The following is a 21,170-nucleotide window of genomic DNA, read 5'->3' as shown; positions in this document are numbered from 1 at the left end:
GTGTTGAGGGCAGCTCGGGGAACGCTCGGGGCGCACCGCCGTGACCGGGCTGTGGGATCTGAACACCGGGATCGCCGGTTCAGGCCACCGATCGGAAGGCCGGGTACACCGGCAGCCTGTTGGGCGAATCCGGGAACCGGGCGGCGAGCGCGGCCGCCACGGCGTGTCCCAGCTCGGCCGTTGCCGGGCGCCCGTCCTGCGCGGCCACCGCGAGCTGGCGCCAGTAGTGCGCCAGCGCCGTGCTGATCCGCGGGGTGCGCGTCGGGTCCGCGCCGACGAGCTCGTCGCGCTCGTGGATGCGCGGCAGCATCGTCCAGGTGCAGAGCCAGACCCAGAGCAGCTGGGCGTCGAGCAGCCGCTGCTCCAGGCGACCGGACTCGTCGAGATCGGGCCAGACCGCGGCGATCTCGTTGCGCCAGGCCTCGAGCATCGACTCCGCCATGCCGGGCGGCAGCGCGAAGCTGGCCTCGCAGCCCGGGAAGGGGACCCGGAAGTACGCGGCGTCGAGCGCGACGTCGCGGAAGCAGCCCCACTCGAAGTCGACGAACCGCACGCCGCGGCTCGTCACCAGGTTGTTGTCGGGGCAGGTGTCCGACGGGCTGAACGCGCGGTAGCGCGTGCCACCCAGCAGGCGGGCGGTCTCGCGCGCCTCCGCACCGGCGGCGGCCGACGCGTGCACGCCCAGCTCGGTGCTCAGCAGCGACGGGACCTCGGCGAACGCCGCCCGAGCGTCCTCGGCCATCGGATCGCGCCACGCGCGTTCACCGAGCCTGCGCAGCAGTGCCCCGAAGTCGTTCTCCCGCCCGGCCGTGGCCGCCTGCATCCGGCCCAGTGCACGCGCCCAGCTGACCAGGGTGCGCTGGGCGGAGGCCGCATCGGGACCGAACAGCTTGTCGGCCAGCGTCGAGCTGCGTCCGAGGTCCTCGAGCACCAGGAGGCGGGCCTGCGGGTCGTGGGCCAGCAGCGCCGGGCTGGGCCGGGACTCCGCGGGCAGCGCCGTGAACAGCTGGCAGCTGGCCACCTCGTAGTGGAACGGATCGGGGCGGTCGGGCTCCGGGGGCGTCAGGTAGTGCTTGACGACGAGCGTGCGCGGGAGCGAGAACGGGTTGCGCGCCACGCGTGCGCGAGCGACAACCGACCGGACGCTGCCGCCGAGGTCCTCCGGATCGGCCAGCACGACGCTGGCCCCCGCTCGGCGGGTGAGCAACCGCTCGGCCGCAGCCAGCGCAGCGAGCACCGGCCTGGGAAAACTGCCCAGGTCCCGAACCATTGTGAGGGACACTACCCCGCAGACAGCGGGCGTAACCCCCGCCTCCGGTCCGCGGCGCGGCGCGACAGCAGCAGCACCCCCACAGCAGCGATGACGATGCCGGCGAGGTTGACGACCAGTTGCAGCGCCGACCCGCCCGCCTCCGCCCAGCGACCCTCCACCACCGCCACCGACGCGAACGCCGCGGCCGGCACGGTGGTGACCGAGATGAACACCCCGACCAGCGACGCCGACTTGGCCGACGTCATCGCCAGCACCCCGGCCGCACCGGCCAGCAGCGCCACGATGAACGAGAACGGACCGACCTTGTAGATGAAGTCGACCTGGTCGAGGTGATCGAGGGCTCCAGTGGCGAGCAGCCCGGTGGCGTCGAACAGCAGCGCGGCACCGGCCGTCACGGCCATCGCCAGCGGGAACCCGACCCCGATCGCCACGGCGCCCCGCCGCAGCAGGTCACCGCGGCGCAGCACCAGCCCGACGGCAACGGCGGCGAGCGGCCCGAACTCCGGACCGAGCACCATCGCGCCCACGACCGTGACGGACGAGTTCGTGATGGCCCCGATCGCCGCGAGCAGGCAGGCGATCGTCAGGAAGGCCTGGAAGCTGAACGACAGGCGCGACTCCTCGCCCGTGCGGGCGACCAGCTCGTCCCAGATCACCGCGTCGGACGGATCGCCCGGCGCAGCCTCCTCGGCGGCGTCGGCGGCGTCCGACAGCGAGGTGTCGATCGTTTCGAGGGTGATGCCGCCGGCCCGGTCGATGCCGAGCCCGCACAGCTGCTCGAGCACGGCGTCGACCGCCTCGCGCGTGATGTCGGCCTCCACCACGTCGCCGACCGGTTGCAGGGCGACGCCCGGCAGCACCGTGACATGGGTGGCGCCCGGCTCGCCGAGCAGCAGATCCCGGACCGCGCCGGTGGACTCGATCGGCGCGATCACTCTCATGTGCAGCACGTGGCTGCCGGCTCAGCTCGCCGGGGTTGCCGCGGCCGCGGGTGCCGCTGCCGGCTTCGGCGGCGCGGCGTCGACGCCCGCCTCCTTGCGCTGCGCCGCCGTGATCGGCGCGGGAGCGGAGGTGAGAGGGTCGAACCCGCCGCCCGACTTCGGGAAGGCGATCACGTCACGCAGCGAGTCGGCGCCGGTCAGCAGCATGCAGATGCGGTCCCAACCGAAGGCGATGCCGCCGTGCGGCGGCGGCCCGTAGGCGAACGCGTCGAGCAGGAAGCCGAACTTCTCGCGCTGCTCGGCCTCGTCCATGCCCAGCAGCGCGAACACCCGCTCCTGCACGTCGGAGCGGTGGATACGGATGGACCCGCCACCGATCTCGTTGCCGTTGCAGACGATGTCGTAGGCGAAGGCCAGCGCCTGGTCGGGCGCCTCCTCGAAGCGGTTCATCCAGTCCCCGTTGGGCGAGGTGAACGGGTGGTGGACCGCGGTCCACCCCAGCTCGTTGCCCTTGTCGTCGCGGATGCGCTCGAACATGGGTGCGTCGACGATCCAGACGAACGACCACGCGTTCTCGTCGATCAGGCCGCAGCGCTTGGCGATCTCGCCCCGGGCCGCACCCAGCAGCGCGCGGGCGTCGGACGGGTGGCCCGCCGCGAAGAAGATGCAGTCGCCGGGGTTGGCGCCGGTGGCCTTGGCGAGCCCGTCGCGCTCGGCGTCGGAGAGGTTCTTGGCGACGGGGCCGCCGAGCTCACCCTCCTGGTTGATGGTGACGTACGCCAGACCGCGGGCGCCGCGCTGCTTGGCCCACTCCTGCCAGGCGTCGAACTGGCGGCGCGGCTGGTCGGCGCCGCCGGGCATGACCACCGCACCGACGTACGGCGCCTGGAACACGCGGAACGGCGTGCTCGCGAAATACTCGGTGAGCTCGGTGAGCTCGATCGCGAAGCGCAGGTCGGGCTTGTCGGAGCCGTAGCGGGCCATCGACTCGGTGTAGGTGAGGCGCGCGATCGGCCGCGGGATCTCGTGGCCGATCAGCTCCTTCCACAGCGCGGCGGTGACCGTCTCGCCGAGCTCGATGATGTCGTCCTGCTCGACGAAGCTCATCTCGATGTCGAGCTGGGTGAACTCCGGCTGCCGGTCGGCGCGGAAGTCCTCGTCGCGGTAGCAGCGCGCGATCTGGTAGTACCGCTCGGTGCCTGCCACCATCAGCAGCTGCTTGAACAGCTGCGGGCTCTGCGGCAGCGCGTACCAGGAGCCGGGCTTGAGCCGGGCGGGCACCAGGAAGTCGCGAGCACCCTCGGGGGTGGACCGGGTGAGCGTGGGCGTCTCGACCTCGACGAAGTCGCGGTCGTGCAGCACCGTGCGCGCCACGCGGTTGGCCTCGCTGCGCAGGCGCAGTGCGGCCGCGGGCCCGCTGCGGCGCAGGTCGAGGTAGCGGTGCTTGAGGCGGATCTCCTCGCCGACCTCGCTGTACTCACCGATCGGGAACGGCAGCGGGGCCGACTCCGACAGCACGTTCAGCTCCGTCACCGTGACCTCGATGGCCCCGGTGGCGATGTCGGTGTTCTCGTTGCCGGCCGGACGGGCGACGACCTCGCCGATGACCTGCACGCAGAACTCGGCGCGCAGCCGGTGGGCGCGCTCGGCCATCTCGCCCTCGCGGAAGACCACCTGCGCCGACCCGGAGGCGTCGCGCAGGTCGATGAAGATCACGCCACCGTGATCGCGGCGGCGCGCCACCCACCCGGCGAGAGTGACGGTCTGTCCGGCGTGCTCGGCACGCAAGGTGCCGACGGGGTGGGTGCGCATCACCGGGCGAGGTTATCTGTCGACCGTCGGCGGGCTACAACAGGCTCAGCTGCTCGGCCACCGGGGCCGGTGGCGGTGGGGCCTCGATCTGTGACGCCGGGAACGCGCGCACCATCCCACCGGCCAGCCCGTGGCGGCGCAGCAACGGGCGGGCCCGCGCTGCCAACGCCGACCGGTAGGACGGATCGACGTACGCGCCACGCCGGTAGAGCTGCGCGTAGCGCTCCACGAGCTCCGGGTGTTCGCGCTCGAGCCACTGCAGGAACCACTCGCGCGTGCCGGGCCGCAGGTGCAGGGCCATCACGGTGGCACCGGTGGCACCCGCCGCCGCGATCTGCGCGAGCAGCGCGTCGAGCGCCTCCTCGCTGTCGGTGAGCAGCGGCAGGACCGGTGCGACCATCACCCCGCACGGCAGGCCCGCGTCGGTGATGCGACGGATCATGTCCAGCCGGGCGGCCGGCGGCGGGGTGCCCGGTTCGAGCAGCGCCTGCAGTGGCCGGTCGAGCAGCGCGAGCGACACCCCGAGCCCGACCGGCACATCCCGGGCCGCCGCGACCAGCTCCGGGATGTCGCGGGTGAGCACGGTGCCCTTCGTGAGGACCGACAGTGGCGTGCCCGATCGCGCCAGCGCCCCGATGATGCCGGGCATCAGGCGGTAGCGACCCTCCGCGCGCTGGTAGGGATCGGTGTTGGTGCCCATGGCCACGGGCTCACGCCCCCACCCGGGACGGCGCACCTCACGCTCGAGCACCCGGGCGACGTTGACCTTGACGACGATCTGGCTGTCGAAATCCGCGCCGGCGTCCATGTCGAGGTAGGTGTGGGTGTTGCGGGCGAAGCAGTTGTGGCTGACCACGCCCTCGGCGATGAAGTCGCCCGTGCCCGTGGTGATGTCGTACATCGCCATCTCGACGCCGAGCGGGCGCACGTCGACCACGGCGAGCTCGGCACCGCCCATCACGGCCGCGCCGTCGAGATCGCGGTGCCGGCTCACGGCGGGATCGGCGACCTGCAGCAGGCGCAGGTAGGCCCGCAGGCCACCGTGCAACCGGACGGTGGTGGCGGGACCCGTGCCCGGCTCGACGGCGAACCGGAAACCCAGCCGGTGCAGCGCGCCCGCCACCCGGCCGACGATCTCGTGCGAGGGGTGGCTGATGCGCAGCTCGCCGCGGGCGGCGTCGCCGCGGGCGTCGACCAGCCCGCCGAGGAACCCGGCACACCAGTCCTCCCCCGGCTCGAGCGGCCAGCGCACGACGTCGGCGACCGGCGCGATGCTCCCGCGCTGCGGCGGCGCGATGCGCCCGACGTGCCCGCCACCACCACCGAGGCCGCCCGCATGCGCTCCGACCGGCAGATCGACGATGTGCTGCGCGGCGTCGGCCAGGAAATGGTGGGCGCGGCCGAGCGCCTCGAGCTCCAGGTGCGGCGAGGGGAAGCTGTGCTCGCCGCCGTCGCCGCGGACGAGGCCGCACAGGTAGCCCTGCCGGTACGCGGCGGTGTGGGTGCGCCCGGCCGGACCGGCCGCCATCGGGCCCGGCCCGACGAGTGCGCTGCCCGGGTGCAGCCGCGGGCGCCTGCCCGACCGGCACCACCCGCCACCGACGTGGCGCCACCCCTGCTCGGTGAGAAAGCGGTGCTCGGCGCTCGCGATCAGCTCGGTGCCGCCTGCGAGCCGCACGGCCAGCGCGGGCTTCACCGTGGACCAGTGGGCCAGGACCGTGGTGCGCACGTAGCGGCGGCGACCGTCGACCTTCTCGGTGCCCATCACCGCATCGCCGACGCGCAGCCGGGAGATCGGCCGGGTGCGCCCGTCGGCCAGCAGCACCCGGGTTGTCGGACCCAGGCAGTAGACACAGGCGTGCGAGCAACCCCGGTAGGGGTTGACGGTCCAGCTGAACGGCATCGAGGAGGCGGCGGGCACCTTGTTGAGCGCCGACTTCGCCTCCACCTCGTGGAACACCGTGCCGGCGAACTCCGGGGTGCGCACCGATCGCAGCAGCCCGCGCAGCCCCGGCAACGCCGTGTCCGGCCCCACGCCCTCGGCCTGCACCTGCTGTCCGCTCCATCGCATGCGGTAGAGTCGAACACATGTTCGAGTCAGCGGCAAGCTTTTTCGCAGCAGATGCGCCAGGCTGTCCCCATGACGGTGACGGTGGTTGTCATGGGTCCCAGCGGTGTCGGGAAGAGCGTCGTCGCGGCCGAACTGATCACGCGCACGGGCTGGGCGTTCGTCGAGGGCGACGATCTGCACACCGATGCCAACCGCGCCAAGATGGCCGCGGGCCACCCGCTCACCGACGACGACCGCTGGCCGTGGCTGCGGCGCATCGCGGAGTGGATCGGCGTGCAGGAGGCGGCCGGACTCAGTGCCGTCGTCACGTGTTCGGCGCTGCGTCACGTCTACCGTGAGCTGCTGTGCACCGATCACCCGACGGTGTGGTTCGCCCACCTCACCGCGCCCACCGAGGAGATCGCCGACCGGATCGGCCACCGCCACGGCCACTACATGCCGGCCGCGCTGCTCGACAGCCAGCTGGCCACGTTGGAGCCGCTCACGGCCGATGAGCCGGGTTCGGCGATCGACGCCACCGGCACGCCCGACGAGATCGCCGAGCGGCTGCTGGCCCAGCTCCCGCAGCCGGCCGCCGACCACTGACGTCATCACCCGGTCGGGCGACGGCCACCTCACGCCCACCACCGGGCGCATTGACAGGATGGGTGCGTGCGCGACGACGGGGCGGGCGGCCCGCCCGATCCGGAACGGCCGAACCCCGCGCGCCCCTCAGCACGGCTGCCCGATCCCGGACGACCCGATCCCGGACGACCCGATCCCGGACGACACCGGCACGGCAGGCCGGGCACCACGCCGCCCACGCCGGCGATGGGCTGGCCCGCCGTCCCACCCCGGGGAGGGGGTTCCCGCCACTCCCGGGTGGCCGCGCCCGGGCACGGGCGCCCCAGTGAGAGGCAGGCCAGTGAGAGCCGGTCCGGCCCGCCCGCCGCGCCCGGGTCGCCCCTGCCGTCGCCGGTCCGCGACGGCGCCTTCGGCCCCACCGCCGGCACGCCGCATCCCGCGGGATCCCTGGTCACCACCGCGGGGCCGTCGCACGCCGCCGACCCGACGGACGTCGCCCCCCGGGCCCAGCCCATCGGACCGCCGTCCAGCGTGGACGCGTGGCCGAGCACGGCCGCCCGGGTCGAGGAACCGGCAGCCGCCGTAGTACCCGATCCCACTGCTGGCCACGGGCACGCCCATGCGCACCAGCCGGCCCGCCCGGCCGGTCGGCGGGTCCGCGTGCTCATCGCCGCACTGCTGGTGCCCTGCGGGATCGCCGCGCTGATCGGGCTGGTGCTGCTGTGGCCGGGGAACAACCGCCACGGTGCGCCCGTGGGCACGGAGACACCGGTGCACGCGGCGGTGATCGCCACGAGCGTCGCCGACTGCTCGCCGGGATCGGGTGATGGCAGGTGCATGGCGGTCGGGGTGCGGTCCACCGACGGCCCGCTGCCGGGCGGCGAGGTCTCGCTGATCGTGCCCGTGGAGCCCAGCACGCCCCGGTTCGCGGTCGGCGACCAGGTGGTGCTCGCCTGGAGCGGCGCCGACCCCAACGACCCCGGCTCGTACCGGATCGCCGACTTCCAGCGCGGCACACCCCTGATCTGGCTGGCCGCGCTGTTCGCCGCGGCGGTGCTGGTGCTGGGCCGCTGGCGAGGGCTGGCCGCGCTCGTCGCGCTGGCGCTGAGCTTCGCCGTGCTGCTGCTGTTCGTGCTCCCCGCGATCCTCGCCGGCAGCAACCCGCTCGCGGTGGCCGTCGTCGGGGCCTGCCTGATCATGTTCGCGGTGCTGTACCTGACCCACGGGTTCTCGGCGCGCACCTCCACGGCGGTGCTGGGCACGCTCGCCTCGCTCGCCCTGATCGGCGTGCTGGGCACGGCGTTCTCGGCGGCGACCCGGCTGACCGGGATCGACGACACGGTCGGCAACCTCATCGCCGCGCTGGGTGGGGGCATCGACGCGCGCGGCCTGCTGCTGGCCGGGATCGTCATCGGCGCGCTCGGTGTGCTCGACGACGTCACGGTCACGCAGACCAGCGCCGTCTGGGAGCTGCGCCGGGCCAACCCCGACATGGGCGCGCGGGCGCTGTTCACCTCGGCCATGCGGATCGGGCGCGACCACGTCTCGTCCGCGGTGAACACGCTGGTGCTGGCCTACGCGGGAGCGTCGCTGCCGCTGATGCTGATCTTCAGCTTGTCCGGACGCGGCCTGAGCGACGTCGTGACCACCCAGGAGGTGGCCACCGAGATCGTCCGCACGTTGGTGGGCAGCATCGGGCTGGTGGCCTCGGTGCCGATCACCACCGCGCTCGCGGCGGTGGTGGCGAGCCGGGAGACCCCCGAGTCGCTACGGGTCTGAGCCGTTACGGGTCTGAGCCGTTACGGGTCTGGTGGCGCTACGCGTCTGGTGAGCGTCGTCGACCGACGAGGCTCGCCTCGCCGTCACCCTCGGTATGGGCGAGCACCTCCAGGTCGGCGAAGGCCGCCGGCAGCTCCCCCGCGGGCGCCCGGAACCGCCCGGGCTCCTCACCCACCTCCGACAACACGGTGATCACCAGCAGGCCCCCGGGTGCGAGGGCCGACCGCAACGCCGGGTAGAGCGCGGGATCGCGGAACCGCTGGCACACCACGACGTCGTAGGGGCCGGCGCAATCGGGGGGCAGGCCGAGGTCGAGGTCGTGGTGCCACCACCGCACGGCGTCCCCGGCAGCGGCAGCCGCGGCGGCGAGGCCCGCACCCGAGACGTCGACGGCATCGACGGTGAACCCGTGCCCCGCGAGCCACCGGGAGACACCGCCCCGCCCGCACGCGACGTCGAGGGCCCGGCCACCGGCGGGCAGCAGCGCCTCGCGGCCCCGCAGCGCGTCCGGCGGCATGGCGGCGACGTCGACGACCGCCGCGTGGCGACGGTCCCAGCGGACGCGGGCCGCGTCGCTCACGGGGCGATCATGTGGCGAGCGCCGCCAACAGCTCGTCGACGGCCTTGTCCAGCTCGACGGAGCGCTGCTCCCCCGACACCATGTCCTTGATGCCGATCGTGCCGGCCTCGATGTCGCGGTCACCGAGCACCAGCGTGTAGCGGGCACCGGACCGGTCGGCGGACTTCATGGCGCCCTTGAGCCCGCGCCCGCCGTAGGACAGGTCGACGCGCACACCGGCGGTGCGCAGCGCCGCCGCCACCATGACGAGCACGCGACGGGCACCGTCGCCCAGCGGCACCCCGAACACCTCGCACCGGGCCTCCGACCAGGTGGTGACGCCCTCGGCGCGGCAGGCGAGCAGCGTGCGGTCCACCCCGATCCCGAAGCCGATGCCCGAGAGCTCCTGGCCACCGAGCAGGCCCATCAGCCCGTCGTAGCGGCCGCCGCCGCCGATGGCGGACTGCGCGCCCAGTCCGTCGTGGACGAACTCGAACGTGGTCTTCGTGTAGTAGTCCAGGCCGCGGACCAGGCGTGGGTTCTCCATGTAGGCGACGCCGATGTCGTCGAGGTGCGCGAGCACCGCGGTGTGGTGCTCCGCTGATGCCGGTGAGAGGTGATCGCGCAGCAGGGGCGCATCGGCTACCAGCTCGCGCACCTCGGGACGCTTGTCGTCGAGCACGCGCAGGGGGTTGATCCGCGCGCGCTCACGGGTGCGCTCGTCGAGCGGCAGCCCGGCGAGGAACTCGCGCAGCAGCTCCCCGTACGCGGGCCGGCAGTCGGCGTCGCCGAGCGAGCTGATCTCCAGCCGGTAGTTGCTCAGACCGAGCGCGCGGAAGCCCTCGTCGGCGATGGCGACGACCTCGGCGTCGAGTGCCGGGTCGTCGACGCCGATGGCCTCGATACCCACCTGCTGCAGCTGCCGGTAGCGGCCGGCCTGCGGGCGCTCGTAGCGGAAGAACGGGCCGCCGTAGCGCAGCTTGACGGGCAGGCCCGCGCGGTCGAGCCCGTGCTCGATCACCGAGCGGACGACACCTGCGGTGCCCTCCGGTCGCAGCGAGACCGAGCGGTCGCCGCGGTCGTTGAAGGTGTACATCTCCTTGCTGACGACGTCGGTGGACTCGCCGACGCCCCGCTGGTAGAGCGCCGTGTCCTCGAAGACCGGCAGCTCGATCAGCCCGTAGCCGGCACGGGCGGCGGCCGCGTGCAACGTGTCCTTGACGTGCTCGAACCCCGCGGAATCGGGCGGGAAGTACTCGGGGATGCCCTTCGGGGCGGCGTAGGAGACGGGCTTCTCGCTCATGGTGGCCTTCTTACCGGCGGGCTGCTCGGGTGGCGCGGGGGCGGGAGTGGGTGCGGTCACAGTCCCCGCCCGGGTGCCGGGGTGCCGAGGTCCTGCAGGTACGGGTTGGACGACCGCTCCCGTCCGATGGTGGTGGTGGGGCCGTGGCCGGGCAGGACGACGGCGGAGTCGTCGCGGACCAGCAGCCGGTCACGCAGGCTCGCGAGCATCTGGGCGTGGTCGCCGCCGGGCAGGTCGGTGCGCCCGATCGACCCGGCGAACAGCGTGTCACCGGCGAGGATCACCTCGATGCCCTCGTCGGTGGCGGTGGTGAAGACGACGGAGCCGCGGGTGTGGCCCGGGGTGTGATCGACGCGCAGCGTCAGCCCGGCGAGCTCCAGATCGGCACCGTCGGTGAGCTCGCGCACCTCGCGGGGCTCGCGCAGCTCCATCCGGCCACCGAAGAACGCCGCCGCGTCCTGCGACAGGCCCTTCATCGGGTCGGCGAGCATCTCGCGGTCCTCGGGATGGATCCAGGCCGGGACGTCATGGCCGTCGCAGACCGGCGACACGCTGAAGGTGTGGTCGAAGTGACCATGGGTCAGCAACACCGCCACCGGACTCAGGCGGTGCTGGGCGAGCAGCTCCTCCAGGGGCTCGACGGCGTCCTGGCCGGGATCGACCACCACGCACGCCTCCCCCGGACCTGCTGCCACCACATAGCAGTTGGTCTGGAACGAACCGGCCGGAAAACCTGCGACGAGCACGCACAGAGGGTAGCCGTGGCGCGCACCCCGTTCACGGCCCCTCCGGGTCCTCTCAGGATCGCTGGTTATCCTGCGGCCGATCGGGCGAAGGCGAGGGAGTGCGTGGTGGCGACGAACCAGATGCGGCGTGAGGCGGCCAAGCGGAAGCTGGAGAGGCAGCAGCAGCGCAGGGTGCAACAGGCCAAGCGCCGGCAGCGGACCGCGATCATCGCGTCGGTGTCCGTGGTCGTGGTGGTGGTCATCGGTCTCATCGTGCTGACGAACCTGCCCAGCAGCGCACCGCCGCCTGCGGCAGCGCCGTCCACCGCGGCACCGTCCACGGACGCCCCTTCCACGGCCACCCCCGTGACGCCCGCGTCGATCCCCACGGCGATCACCGCGCTCCCGAAGCGGGCGACGCCGCTGGCGCCGACCGTGAGCTGCACCTACAAGCCCGGTGGGACAGCAGCCAAGCCGGTGCAGCCGCCGGCGGGCACCGACATCAGCACCGTCGGCACCGTCGCGATGAACCTGCAGACCAGTGCGGGGGCCATCCCGCTGACGCTGGACCGCTCGCTCGCGCCGTGCACCGTCAACAGCATCGTGAGCCTCGCGCAGCAGGGCTACTTCACCAACTCGCCGTGCCACCGGCTCACCACCGACCCGGGGCTGCAGGTGCTGCAGTGCGGTGACCCGAGCGGCACCGGTTCCGGCGGCCCCGGCTACACCGTTCCCGACGAGTTCTACCCCGAGATGGCCTACGGCCGCGGAATCCTCGCGATGGCCAACACGGGCCAGCCCGACAGCGGCGGCGGCCAGTTCTTCATGATCTACGGCGACGCCCAGCTGCCCAAGCAGTACACCGTCTTCGGCTCGATCAGCCCCGAGGGCCTGCAGGTCATCGACACGATCGCGAAGGCGGGCCACGACGGCTCCTTCGACGCGCAGGCCGGCGGCGGCAAGCCGATCACCCCCGTCATCATCCAGACGGCCACCCTGAGCTGATCCCGCCTGAGCTGATCCCGACCCGGATGACCCGCCCACGCGGCGCGGCCGTGCTCGCTCTCGCGGGCGCGGCCGCCCTGCTGGTGTCCTGCTCCGGCCCCACCGCTGCGGCCGGCCCGCCGCTGGGCCAGCGGGTGCACGTCGAGCAGGGCGACGTCGTCGGGCTCGACGACGCCGGGACGCTGCGGTTCCAGGGCATCCCGTACGCGGCGCCGCCGGTCGGGGCGTTGCGCTGGGTCGCCCCCCAGCCCCCGGCCACCTGGGCGCAACCGCTGGAGGCCACCGCGCCGGGCGCGCGCTGCGCCCAGCTCGCCGCCCCTGCGGGCGTCGCACACGCCACAGCCGCGAGCAACGCCGAGGACTGCCTGACCCTCAACGTCACCACCCCGGCCACCACGACGGCGAACTCGAAGCTGCCGGTGCTGGTGTGGCTGCACGGCGGCGGGTTCAACGCAGGCGCCGGGAGCGACACCGATCCGCGCCGGCTCGCCGCGGCCGGCCCCCTCGTGGTCGTCACCGTCAACTACCGGCTGGGGATCTTCGGGTTCCTCGGGCTGCCCGGCCTGGCCGACTCCGGGTCGTTCGGGCTGCTGGACCAGCAGGCGGCGTTGCGCTGGGTGCAGCGCAACATCGCCTCCTTCGGCGGTGACCCGCGGGCCGTGACGCTCGCCGGGGAGTCCGCGGGCGCCGACAGCGTCTGCGCGCAGCTGGCGTCACCCGGCGCGGCCGGGCTCGTGTCCCGCGCCGTCCTGCAGAGCGGCGGCTGCAGCGGCGGCAACCTCGTCGACGTGATCCGGCCCGGCACCGGACCGCTGGGCGACACCTGGAAACCACTGCCGCTCGTCGAGTCCGCAGGTAGCACCGCAGCGGGCGCGCTCGGCTGCCCCGACCCGGCCACCGCGCTGAGCTGCCTACGAGCGCTGCCGCCCGACCGGATCGTCGGCGGCGCGGGTGTCTACTGGAGCCCGGCCACCGGCACGGCGACGTTGCCGCGCCGCCCGTCCGACGTCGTGGCCGACGGTGGCATGCCGCCGATCCCCGTCCTCGCCGGTACCAACCGCGACGAGGGCACGCTGTTCACCAGCGCGTTCTTCGTCCAGCCCGGCACCCCGCTCACCGACAACGGGTTCCGGACGTTGCTCGCCGCGGCTGCCGGATCCCGGTCCGGTGCGGCCGGGCGGGCCTATCCGGTGCTGGACCGCTCCCCCGACCGCGCGTGGTCGGACGTGATCACCGATCGGGCCTACGCCTGCTCCGGGCTCGTCACCTACCAGCGGCTCGCGGGGACGGCACCGGTCTACGCCTACGAGTTCGCCGACCCGACGGCCCCGCCGACGTTCGTGGCGCCACCGCCCGACCTCGCCGGCACCGTCACCCACGCCGCGGAGCTGGCCTACCTGTTCGACCTCGTGCCCGGCCAGCCGTCGCTCACCCCCGCCCAGCTGGCGACGGCGGCGCAGCTGGTCGGCGCCTGGGCACGCTTCGCGAGCACCGGTGACCCGAGCGGGGACGGCACGATGTGGCCGCGGTGGAGCGGTGGCGGCGCGGTCTGGACGGTCACAGACCGTGGTGCGACGGTGGTGGCGGCGGGCGACTTCGCGGCGATGCACCACTGCGAGATCTGGGGCTCGTAGGCGGTCGATGCCGACGTCGCACACGTTCTCCGGACCTCGCACGGCGTGGACGGTGTGCGAGGCCCGGGCCCGGTGTGCGACGTCGGCTTCGGTGTGCGCGGCGCTCAGGCGACCAGCGCGTCCGCCACGGCGTCGGTGGTGAGCTGGTTGTTCGCCGGCCCGACGACGAGGCGGGCGTCCAGCCGGGCCACCGACTCCGGGCTCAGCACCCCGCCCACCGCCGCCGGGACGGCGATGTCGACCGGTTGCCGCAGCGCGAGGTCCGGCTCGACCCACCCGAACCCGCGCTCCTGCGCCGCTCGGCGCCGCGCCGCTGCGACGTCCGACACCGTCACGTGCGCACCCGCCGCCGCCAGCGCCGTCGCCAGGTGCGTGCCGACCGAGCCGAACCCGGCCACGACGACACGCAGGCCGGCCACGTCGCTGGTGCCGAACACGCTGCGCGCGCCCGCACGCAGCGCGGCCAGCACTCCGACGGCCGTCGGCCCGCTCGACGAGCCGGTGCCGCCCACCGATTCCGGCAGGCAGGAGACGTGGGGCGTGCCCTCGCGCAGCACGAGCATGTCGTCGGGCCCGGTGCCCACATCCGGACCGGCGAGGTAGCCGCCGCCGAACGTGTCGATCAGGTCCGCGTGGTCGAGCAGCACGTCGTGGCGCTCCTGCGGGCTCAGCACGGTGCCCGGTTCGAGCGCGATCACGCTCTTCGCACCCCCGAACGCGATCCCGGCGACGGCACACTTGGCCGTCATCGCCCGCGAGAGGCGCAAGGCGTCGTCGATGGCCCCGCCGATGTCGGTGTACTCGCGGAGCCGGCAGCCCCCCGCCGCGGGGCCCAGCGCCCGCGAGTGGACAGCCATCATCGTCGTGACCCCCGACCGGCGGCCACGCCGAACCACCAGCTCCTCGTGGCCCCAATCCTCGAACGATGAACGTGTCATGCACTGAAAGTAGGGTGATCCCCAACATGTAGACGTCGCTGCCGAACAACATTCGGCCCGAGGATCGAGAGAGCTACCCGTGGACGAACTTGATTCGGCGATCGTGCGCCATCTGCAGGAGGACGCGCGGCAGTCCAACCGCGACATCGCCCGCAAGGTCGGCATCGCACCGTCGACCTGCCTGGAGCGCATCCGGCTGCTGCGCGCCCGCGGCGTGATCCGCGGCTACCACGCCGACATCGACCTGCCGAGCCTCAACCGCGGTGTCCAGGCGCTGGTCGCGGTCCAGATCCGCCCGCTGAGCCGCGCGGTGATCGACTCGTTCCAGCTGCTGGCCGACCTGCCCGAGGTGCTCTCGGTCTACGTCACCGCCGGCAACGACGACCTGCTCATCCACGTCACGGCGCAGGACATCGACCACCTGCACGGCTTCCTGGCCGACCGGCTCGCCACCCGCAAGGGCGTGGTCGGGCTCCGCACGTCGATCATCTACCGGCACGTGCACAACACCGTGCTCGAACCGCTGCCCTAGCTGGCGCTGGTGACCCGGTAGACGTCGTACACGCCCTCGACGTTGCGGACGGCCCGCAGGACGTGACCCAGGTGCTTGGGATCGCCCATCTCGAAGCTGAACCGGGAGACGGCGACCCGGTCGCGCGAGGTGGTGACCGACGCCGAGAGGATGTTGACCTTCTCGTCGGCCAGCACCTTGGTGACGTCGGACAGCAGGCGGTGGCGATCGAGGGCCTCCACCTGGATCCCCACCAGGAACACCGATCCCGGCGACACCGACCAGGCGACGTCGACGAGCCGCTCGGCGCGGTTCTGCAGGTCGACGGCGTTGGTGCAGTCGGTGCGGTGCACGCTGATGCCGCCGCCCCGGGTGACGAAGCCCAGGATGTCGTCGCCCGGCACGGGCGTGCAGCAGCGGGCCAGCTTCGTGTACAGATCGGCGAGGTCGCCGTTGACGCCGTCCTCACCCTTCACGACCACCCCGGAGTCGCCACCCGCACGGCGCAACCGCACCGTGGACGGCGTGGCGCGCTCGGCGAGATCCTCCTCGGCCTGCTCCACCCCGCCCAGCAGCGCGACGAGCCGCTGCACGACGTGCCGGGCGCTGACGTGCCCCTCACCGACCGCCGCGTACAGCCCCGACAGGTCCGGGAAGTGCAGCTCCCGCGACAGCGCGGCCATCGCGTCGGCCGAGACCAGCCGCTGCAGCGGCATCGAGGTGCGACGCGCCTCGCGGGTGATGGCCTCCTTGCCCGCCTCGATGGCCTCCTCGCGGCGCTCCTTCGCGAACCACTGCTTGATCTTGGTCTTCGCCCGCGGCGACTCGGCGAACGCCAGCCAGTCGCGGCTGGGCCCCGCACCCTCCGCCTTGGACGTGAAGATCTCGACGACGTCGCCCGACTCGAGCTTGCGCTCCAGCGCCACGAGCTTTCCGTTGACCCGCGAGCCGATGCAGCGGTGCCCGACCTCGGTGTGCACGGCGTAGGCGAGGTCGACGGGTGTTGAGCCCGACGGCAGCGTGACGACATCGCCCTTGGGCGTGAACACGAAGATCTCGGGCGAGGCGAGGTCGTAGCGCAGCGCCTCGAGGAAGTCGCCGGAGTCGGCGGCCTCCCGTGACCAGTCGAGCAGCTGGCGCATCCACGACATCTCGTCGACCTCGACGAGGCCGTTGGCCACGCCGTTGCTGCCGCGCGTCTCCTTGTAGCGCCAGTGCGCCGCGATGCCGTACTCGGCGGTGCGGTGCATCTCGTGGGTGCGGATCTGCACCTCGAGCGGCTTGCCGTCCGGTCCGATGACCGTGGTGTGCAGCGACTGGTAGACACCGAACCGCGGCTGCGCGATGTAGTCCTTGAAGCGCCCCGGCATCGGCTGCCACAGCGCGTGGACCATCCCCATGGCGGCGTAGCAGTCGCGCACCTCGTCGACGAGGACGCGCACGCCGACGAGATCGTGGATGTCGTCGAAGTCGCGGCCCTTGACGATCATCTTGCGGTAGATCGAGTAGTAGTGCTTGGGCCTGCCCTCGACGGTGGCGTTGATCCGCGCCGCGTCGAGCTGCTGCATGACCTCGTCGATGACCTGCTTGAGGTACGTGTCGCGCGACGGCGCCCGGGTGGCGACCAGCCGCACGATCTCGGAGTACTTCTTGGGATGCAGGATCGCGAAGGACAGGTCCTCCAGCTCCCACTTCACCGTGGCCATGCCGAGGCGGTGCGCCAGCGGGGCGAGCACCTCGAGCGTCTCGCGCGCCTTCTTCGCCTGCTTCTCCGGCGACAGGAAGCGCATCGTGCGCATGTTGTGCAGGCGGTCCGACAGCTTGATCACGAGCACCCGCGGGTCGCGGGCCATCGCGACCACCATCTTGCGGATGGTCTCGGCCTCCGCGGCGCTGCCCAGCTCCACCTTGTCGAGCTTCGTGACGCCGTCGACGAGGTGGGCCACCTCCTCGCCGAAATCGGCGCGCAGCCGCTCCAGGGAGTAGTCGGTGTCCTCGACCGTGTCATGCAGCAGCGCCGCCACCAGCGTGGTGGTGTCCATGCCGAGCTCGGCGAGGATCGCGGCGACGGCCAGCGGGTGGGTGATGTACGGATCACCCGACTTGCGCTTCTGACCCTCGTGCTTCTCCTCGGCCACGTCGTAGGCGCGCTGCAACAGCGCCAGGTCGGCCTTCGGATGCAACGTGCGGTGCACGCTCGCGAGCGGCTCGAGCACGGGCCCGACCACGGCGACCCGCTGCGGCGTCATCCGGCGGGCGATGCGCGCACGGACCCGGCGCGTGGCCGAGGGGCGGCCGGACCCGTCCGGCCCGGGGGCCGGGGGCGCCGGCGACTGGTGCACCTCGGTCATGCGTACACCTCGGTCATGCGTGCGGGGCCTTCACCCCGGCAAGGATAGTCCCGCCATGCCACCGCCCGCGTCGCCCACCCGTGATTCGCCCTCAGGTGGGTGGCCGCGCTCAGGTCTGGAGAAGGGTGTGCACCGGCACCGGAGCGAGCCGCTCCCGCCCGCCGAGAGCCGTCAGCTCCAGCAACGCGGCGAAGCCGACCACGTCGATGCCGGCGTCGATGAGCAGCCCGCAGGCCGCCGCCGCGGTGCCACCGGTGGCCAGCACGTCGTCGACGACGAACGCGCGCGCGCCCGGTTCGATCGTGTCGGCCGGGAACTCCAGCGTGGCCGTGCCGTACTCGAGTTCGTAGGTGCGCGAGCCGGCCACCCGTGGCAGCTTGCCGGCCTTGCGCACCGGCACGATCCCGGTGCCCGCCACCAGCGCCACCGCGGCACCGATCAGGAACCCGCGGGCCTCGACACCGATGACGACGTCGGCCTCGCCCACCAGCGAGGCCAGCTCGGTGGCGATCAGCGCGAACGCCTCGGCGTCGGCGAGCACCGGGGTGACGTCGCGGAACAGGACGCCCGGTGCCGGGTAGTCCGCGACGTCGCGGATCAGGCCCAGCACCCGGGCGAACGACGGATCGGCGTCCAGATGGTCCGGGGCGTCGGGGTCGTCGAGCTGGGTCACCTGTTGCGCTTCCCGCTGGGCCGGGCCGACTTGGCGGCGGGACGGGCGTTGCGGCCGGTTGCGGGCCTGCGCTCGCCCGCCTTGCCCGGGCGGGCCGGCGCGCTCGACGCGGCCGACATGGCCCGCTCCCGGCGCAGTTCGGTGTCGAGCACGGCGTCATCGGTGAGGTCGACGTCGCCGTCGGCATCCACCGCACCGGCCTGGAGCGCCGCGTTCTTGCGCCGCCGCAGTGCGACGCGATGGGCCTGATCCCGGAAGCGCGGGTCGCGCATCTTGAGATCCACCAGCAGCGGCGTGGCCAGCAGGAGCGACGACAACGCCCCGGCGACGATGCCCACCATCTGGACGAGCGCGAGGTCGGCGAGCGTGCCGACACCCAGCAGCCCGACCCCGACCACCATCAGCCCGATGACGGGCAGCACGGCGATCAGCGACGTGTTGATCGAGCGCATCAGCGTCTGGTTGAGCGCCAGGTTGGCGGCCTCCGCGTACGTGCGGCGCGTCAACCCCAGCAGCCCGCGGGTGTTCTCCTTGACCTTGTCGAACACCACGACGGTGTCGTAGAGCGAGAAGCCGAGGATCGTCAGCAGGCCGATGACCGTGGACGGGGTGACCTCGAACCCGACGATCGAGTAGACACCTGCGGTGACGAGCACGTCGTGCAGCAGCGCCACGAGCGCCGAGAGCGCCATCGACCGTTCGAAGTAGAACGCCAGGAACAGGGTGACGAGCACCAGGAACACCGCCAGCGCGATGATCGCCTGCTGGGTGATCTGCCCGCCCCAGCTGCCGCTGACGGCGCTGTCACTGATGGCCGCCTGCGCCGGCGCGTCGCCCGGGTTGGCCGGGTGGAACGCGTCGAACAGCTCCTGCTTGAGCTTGACGACCTGGGCGGCGTCGAGCGGCTGCGACCTGATCTGCACCGTGGCGGAGCCGCCTGCGCCGACCGTCTGCACGGCCTCCGGCGGCAGGCCGATGGCATGGTCGTAGACGCGGGTGACCGCGTCCTGCGTGGCCTGCTCCGACGCCGGGAACTGCAGCTGCGTGCCGCCGGTGAAGTCGATGCCGAGGTTGAAGCCGCGGAAGATGATCGACAGCAGGCAGACGAGCATGAGCAGCCCGAACCCGATGTACCAGACCTTCTTCTTGCCGACGACGTCGAAGGCGCCCGTGCCCGTGTAGAGCCGGGACAGGACGCTGCCGCGCCGGGCAACTGTCATGTTCGCCATCTCAGGCTCCCTTCGAGGCGCCGGCGGACGCTGTTGCACGTTTGCGATCGGCACCGATCCGGGCGACCGCGCCGAGCCCGGACATCGACGGGCTGCCGAACACCCGCGAGTTGGACGCGAGAGCGACCAGCGGGTGCGTGACCAGGAACACGACCACGAGGTCGAGCACCGTGGACATGCCGAGGGTGAACGCGAAGCCCTTCACCTGCCCGACGGCGAGCAGGTAGAGCACCGCTGCCGCCAGGAACATCACCGCATCGGCCGACAGGATGGTGCGCCGGGCCCGTACCCAGCCGCGGGGAACCGCGGAGCGGAACGTGCGGCCGTCCCGCATCTCGTCCTTGAGCCGTTCGAAGAAGATCACGAACGAGTCGGCCGTGATGCCGATGGCCACGATGAAGCCGGCGACACCCGAGAGATCGAGGGTGAAGCCGATCCAACGCCCCAGCAGCACCAGCGTGGCGTACACCAGCGCGGCCGACAGCCCGAGCGACAGGATCGTCAGCACACCCAGCACGCGGTAGTAGAACAGGCAGTAGACGAACACGAGCGCCAGCCCGACGGCGCCGGCGATCAGGCCGGCCTCCAGGGAGGCGAGCCCGAGCGTGGCCGAGACGGTTTGCGCCTCGGACTGCGCGAACGACAGCGGCAGCGAGCCGTAGCGCAGTGCACCCGCGAGCTGCTGGGCCGTGGTCTGGTTGAACTGGCCCGAGATCTCGGTGGTGCCGTAGATGGCGGTGGTGATGGTGGGCGCCGAGACGACCTCACCGTCGAGCACGAACGCGGCGTTGCTACCGATGTGACTGGCGGTGTAGTCGCCCCAGATCGTGGCGCCCGCGCTCTTGAACGTGAGCGAGATGACCCAGCCGACACTCTGCTGGCTCTGCTGGGCCTGCGCCCCGGAGATCTGCGTGCCGTCGAGGAACGACGGGCCGAGCACGTACTTGGTGTTGCCGTCCTGGCTGCACGTGACCAACGGCTGGTCGGCGAGGTCGTAGCCGCGCAGCGGATCCGCGGCCTTGCAGTCCAGCGCAGCGATCGCCGCCTGCTGGACGTTGGGATCCGAGCTCTGCCGGGTGGCACGGGCGGCGGCGACCTCGGCCTGCAGCTGCGGATCGGCAGGCCCGGGGGCCGCACCCGCAGCGGGCGCGGGCGTGGGTGCCGGGGTGACCGGCGGCGGCGTCGGGTCCTGCAGCGGCTGGGCGAACGCGACCGGGCGGACCGCCTGGTCTGCTGCCGCGGGATCCGCCGCACCCTGCGGGGTGCCTGCCGGCGGTGCGGCGGGCGCCGTCGTGGGCGCGGGCGGCGCCGCCGGAGCCGTGGGTGCACCACTGCCCGGTGTCGCGGTGGGATCGCTCGCCGGCGGCGCGGGGTTCGCGTCGACGGCCCCGACGACCGGCCGGAACTGCAGCTTCGCCGTCTGGGCCAGCGAGCGGGCCTTCTCGCCCTCCTGACCGGGAACGGTGATCGTCAGGTTGTTGCCGTCGAGCACCACCTCGGCGCCACCGACACCCAGCCCGTCAACACGCTGCTGGATGATCGCCTGTGCCTGCAGCAACTGCTCCCGCGGCGCCGGGTCACCGGTGTCGGTGCGCGCCGCGAGGGTGACGCGGGTGCCGCCCTGCAGGTCGATGCCCAGCTTGGGCGTGGGACGGCCGTCACCGGTGAGGAACACCAGCGCGTAGAGCACAACGACGATACCGGCGAATGCCGCAAGGTAGCGCCAGGGGCGGATCAGCCCCGGGGTGGTTGCCACAGCAGTGGGATCTCTTTCGGTTCAGGAGCGCCCGGATCGCAGGATC

At 72.7% G+C, this 21,170-nt stretch carries 17 protein-coding genes; 5 read left to right on the top strand and 12 right to left on the bottom strand.

All coding sequences use genetic code 11. The features are described 5' to 3' along the window. Nucleotides 1-79: 79 nt before the first annotated feature. From ACFPFQ_RS46010 to ACFPFQ_RS45995, 4 genes are read right to left on the bottom strand one after another with little or no spacing between them, the layout of a single operon-like run. Nucleotides 80-1,270, bottom strand: a complete 1,191-nt coding sequence (locus ACFPFQ_RS46010) for a hypothetical protein (RefSeq protein WP_379629628.1) — start codon at nt 1,268-1,270, stop codon at nt 80-82. An 11-nt stretch (nt 1,271-1,281) separates the two neighbouring features. Further along, nucleotides 1,282-2,223 carry a DUF389 domain-containing protein gene (locus ACFPFQ_RS46005; protein ID WP_379629627.1) on the bottom strand — a complete coding sequence of 314 codons (942 nt, stop codon included), beginning with the start codon at nt 2,221-2,223 and terminating at the stop codon, nt 1,282-1,284. A 12-nt stretch (nt 2,224-2,235) separates the two neighbouring features. Next, complete coding sequence (aspS, locus tag ACFPFQ_RS46000) at nt 2,236-4,029, bottom strand: aspartate--tRNA ligase (protein WP_379629626.1); 1,794 nt, start codon at nt 4,027-4,029, stop codon at nt 2,236-2,238. Nucleotides 4,030-4,060: 31 nt separating this feature from the next. Next, complete coding sequence (locus tag ACFPFQ_RS45995) at nt 4,061-6,097, bottom strand: intein-containing Rv2578c family radical SAM protein (protein ID WP_379629625.1); 2,037 nt, start codon at nt 6,095-6,097, stop codon at nt 4,061-4,063. Between the two features lie 69 nt (nt 6,098-6,166). Here ACFPFQ_RS45995 and ACFPFQ_RS45990 point away from each other — a divergent pair, with 69 nt between their 5' ends. Beyond that, complete coding sequence (locus ACFPFQ_RS45990; protein ID WP_379629624.1) at nt 6,167-6,682, top strand: gluconokinase; 516 nt, start codon at nt 6,167-6,169, stop codon at nt 6,680-6,682. A 66-nt stretch (nt 6,683-6,748) separates the two neighbouring features. After that, a complete protein-coding gene (locus ACFPFQ_RS45985) occupies nt 6,749-8,440 on the top strand; it encodes a YibE/F family protein (protein ID WP_379629623.1) in 1,692 nt (563 codons plus the stop codon). Nucleotides 8,441-8,477: 37 nt separating this feature from the next. On the opposite strand, the gene ACFPFQ_RS45980 is transcribed toward ACFPFQ_RS45985, so the two are convergent. Genes ACFPFQ_RS45980 through ACFPFQ_RS45970 form a run of 3 tightly spaced genes read right to left on the bottom strand, consistent with a single transcriptional unit; the run spans nt 8,478 to nt 11,048 of the window. Then, nucleotides 8,478-9,020, bottom strand: coding sequence for a class I SAM-dependent methyltransferase (locus ACFPFQ_RS45980; RefSeq protein ID WP_379629622.1), 543 nt, complete (start codon nt 9,018-9,020; stop codon nt 8,478-8,480). 7 nt (nt 9,021-9,027) lie between these two features. Next, nucleotides 9,028-10,302, bottom strand: a complete 1,275-nt coding sequence (gene hisS, locus ACFPFQ_RS45975; RefSeq protein WP_379629621.1) for a histidine--tRNA ligase — start codon at nt 10,300-10,302, stop codon at nt 9,028-9,030. A 56-nt stretch (nt 10,303-10,358) separates the two neighbouring features. Beyond that, nucleotides 10,359-11,048: an MBL fold metallo-hydrolase gene (locus ACFPFQ_RS45970; protein ID WP_379629620.1), complete on the bottom strand. Its 690-nt coding sequence runs from the start codon at nt 11,046-11,048 to the stop codon at nt 10,359-10,361. Between the two features lie 105 nt (nt 11,049-11,153). Here ACFPFQ_RS45970 and ACFPFQ_RS45965 point away from each other — a divergent pair, with 105 nt between their 5' ends. Continuing rightward, nucleotides 11,154-12,032 (top strand): peptidylprolyl isomerase, encoded by an 879-nt coding sequence (locus ACFPFQ_RS45965; RefSeq protein ID WP_379629619.1) that lies wholly within the window; start codon nt 11,154-11,156, stop codon nt 12,030-12,032. Between the two features lie 26 nt (nt 12,033-12,058). Next, nucleotides 12,059-13,666, top strand: a complete 1,608-nt coding sequence (locus ACFPFQ_RS45960; RefSeq protein ID WP_379629618.1) for a carboxylesterase/lipase family protein — start codon at nt 12,059-12,061, stop codon at nt 13,664-13,666. Between the two features lie 104 nt (nt 13,667-13,770). Here the strand turns inward: ACFPFQ_RS45960 and ACFPFQ_RS45955 are convergent, their stop codons facing one another. Next, nucleotides 13,771-14,604, bottom strand: a complete 834-nt coding sequence (locus tag ACFPFQ_RS45955; RefSeq protein ID WP_379629617.1) for a Glu/Leu/Phe/Val dehydrogenase dimerization domain-containing protein — start codon at nt 14,602-14,604, stop codon at nt 13,771-13,773. A 79-nt stretch (nt 14,605-14,683) separates the two neighbouring features. Here ACFPFQ_RS45955 and ACFPFQ_RS45950 point away from each other — a divergent pair, with 79 nt between their 5' ends. Beyond that, a complete protein-coding gene (locus ACFPFQ_RS45950) occupies nt 14,684-15,136 on the top strand; it encodes an Lrp/AsnC family transcriptional regulator (RefSeq protein ID WP_379629616.1) in 453 nt (150 codons plus the stop codon). Here the strand turns inward: ACFPFQ_RS45950 and ACFPFQ_RS45945 are convergent. The 4 genes from ACFPFQ_RS45945 to secD all read right to left on the bottom strand — a co-directional run bounded on the left by ACFPFQ_RS45945 (nt 15,133) and on the right by secD (nt 21,124). Beyond that, a complete protein-coding gene (locus ACFPFQ_RS45945) occupies nt 15,133-17,466 on the bottom strand; it encodes a RelA/SpoT family protein (protein WP_379629615.1) in 2,334 nt (777 codons plus the stop codon). The genes ACFPFQ_RS45950 and ACFPFQ_RS45945 overlap by 4 nt on opposite strands. A 109-nt stretch (nt 17,467-17,575) precedes the next feature. Beyond that, the gene (locus ACFPFQ_RS45940; protein WP_379629614.1) at nt 17,576-18,139 is read right to left on the bottom strand and encodes an adenine phosphoribosyltransferase; all 564 of its coding nucleotides are present in this window, start codon (nt 18,137-18,139) and stop codon (nt 17,576-17,578) included. Then, nucleotides 18,136-19,368 (bottom strand): protein translocase subunit SecF, encoded by a 1,233-nt coding sequence (secF, locus tag ACFPFQ_RS45935; protein WP_379629613.1) that lies wholly within the window; start codon nt 19,366-19,368, stop codon nt 18,136-18,138. The genes ACFPFQ_RS45940 and secF overlap by 4 nt, the downstream gene beginning before the upstream one ends. A gap of 1 nt (nt 19,369) precedes the next feature. Then, nucleotides 19,370-21,124: a protein translocase subunit SecD gene (secD, locus tag ACFPFQ_RS45930; RefSeq protein WP_379629612.1), complete on the bottom strand. Its 1,755-nt coding sequence runs from the start codon at nt 21,122-21,124 to the stop codon at nt 19,370-19,372. Nucleotides 21,125-21,170 lie beyond the last annotated feature (46 nt).

This window comes from Pseudonocardia sp. GCM10023141 (assembly GCF_042653605.1).
This window is presented reverse-complemented; position numbering and strand designations above follow the sequence as displayed.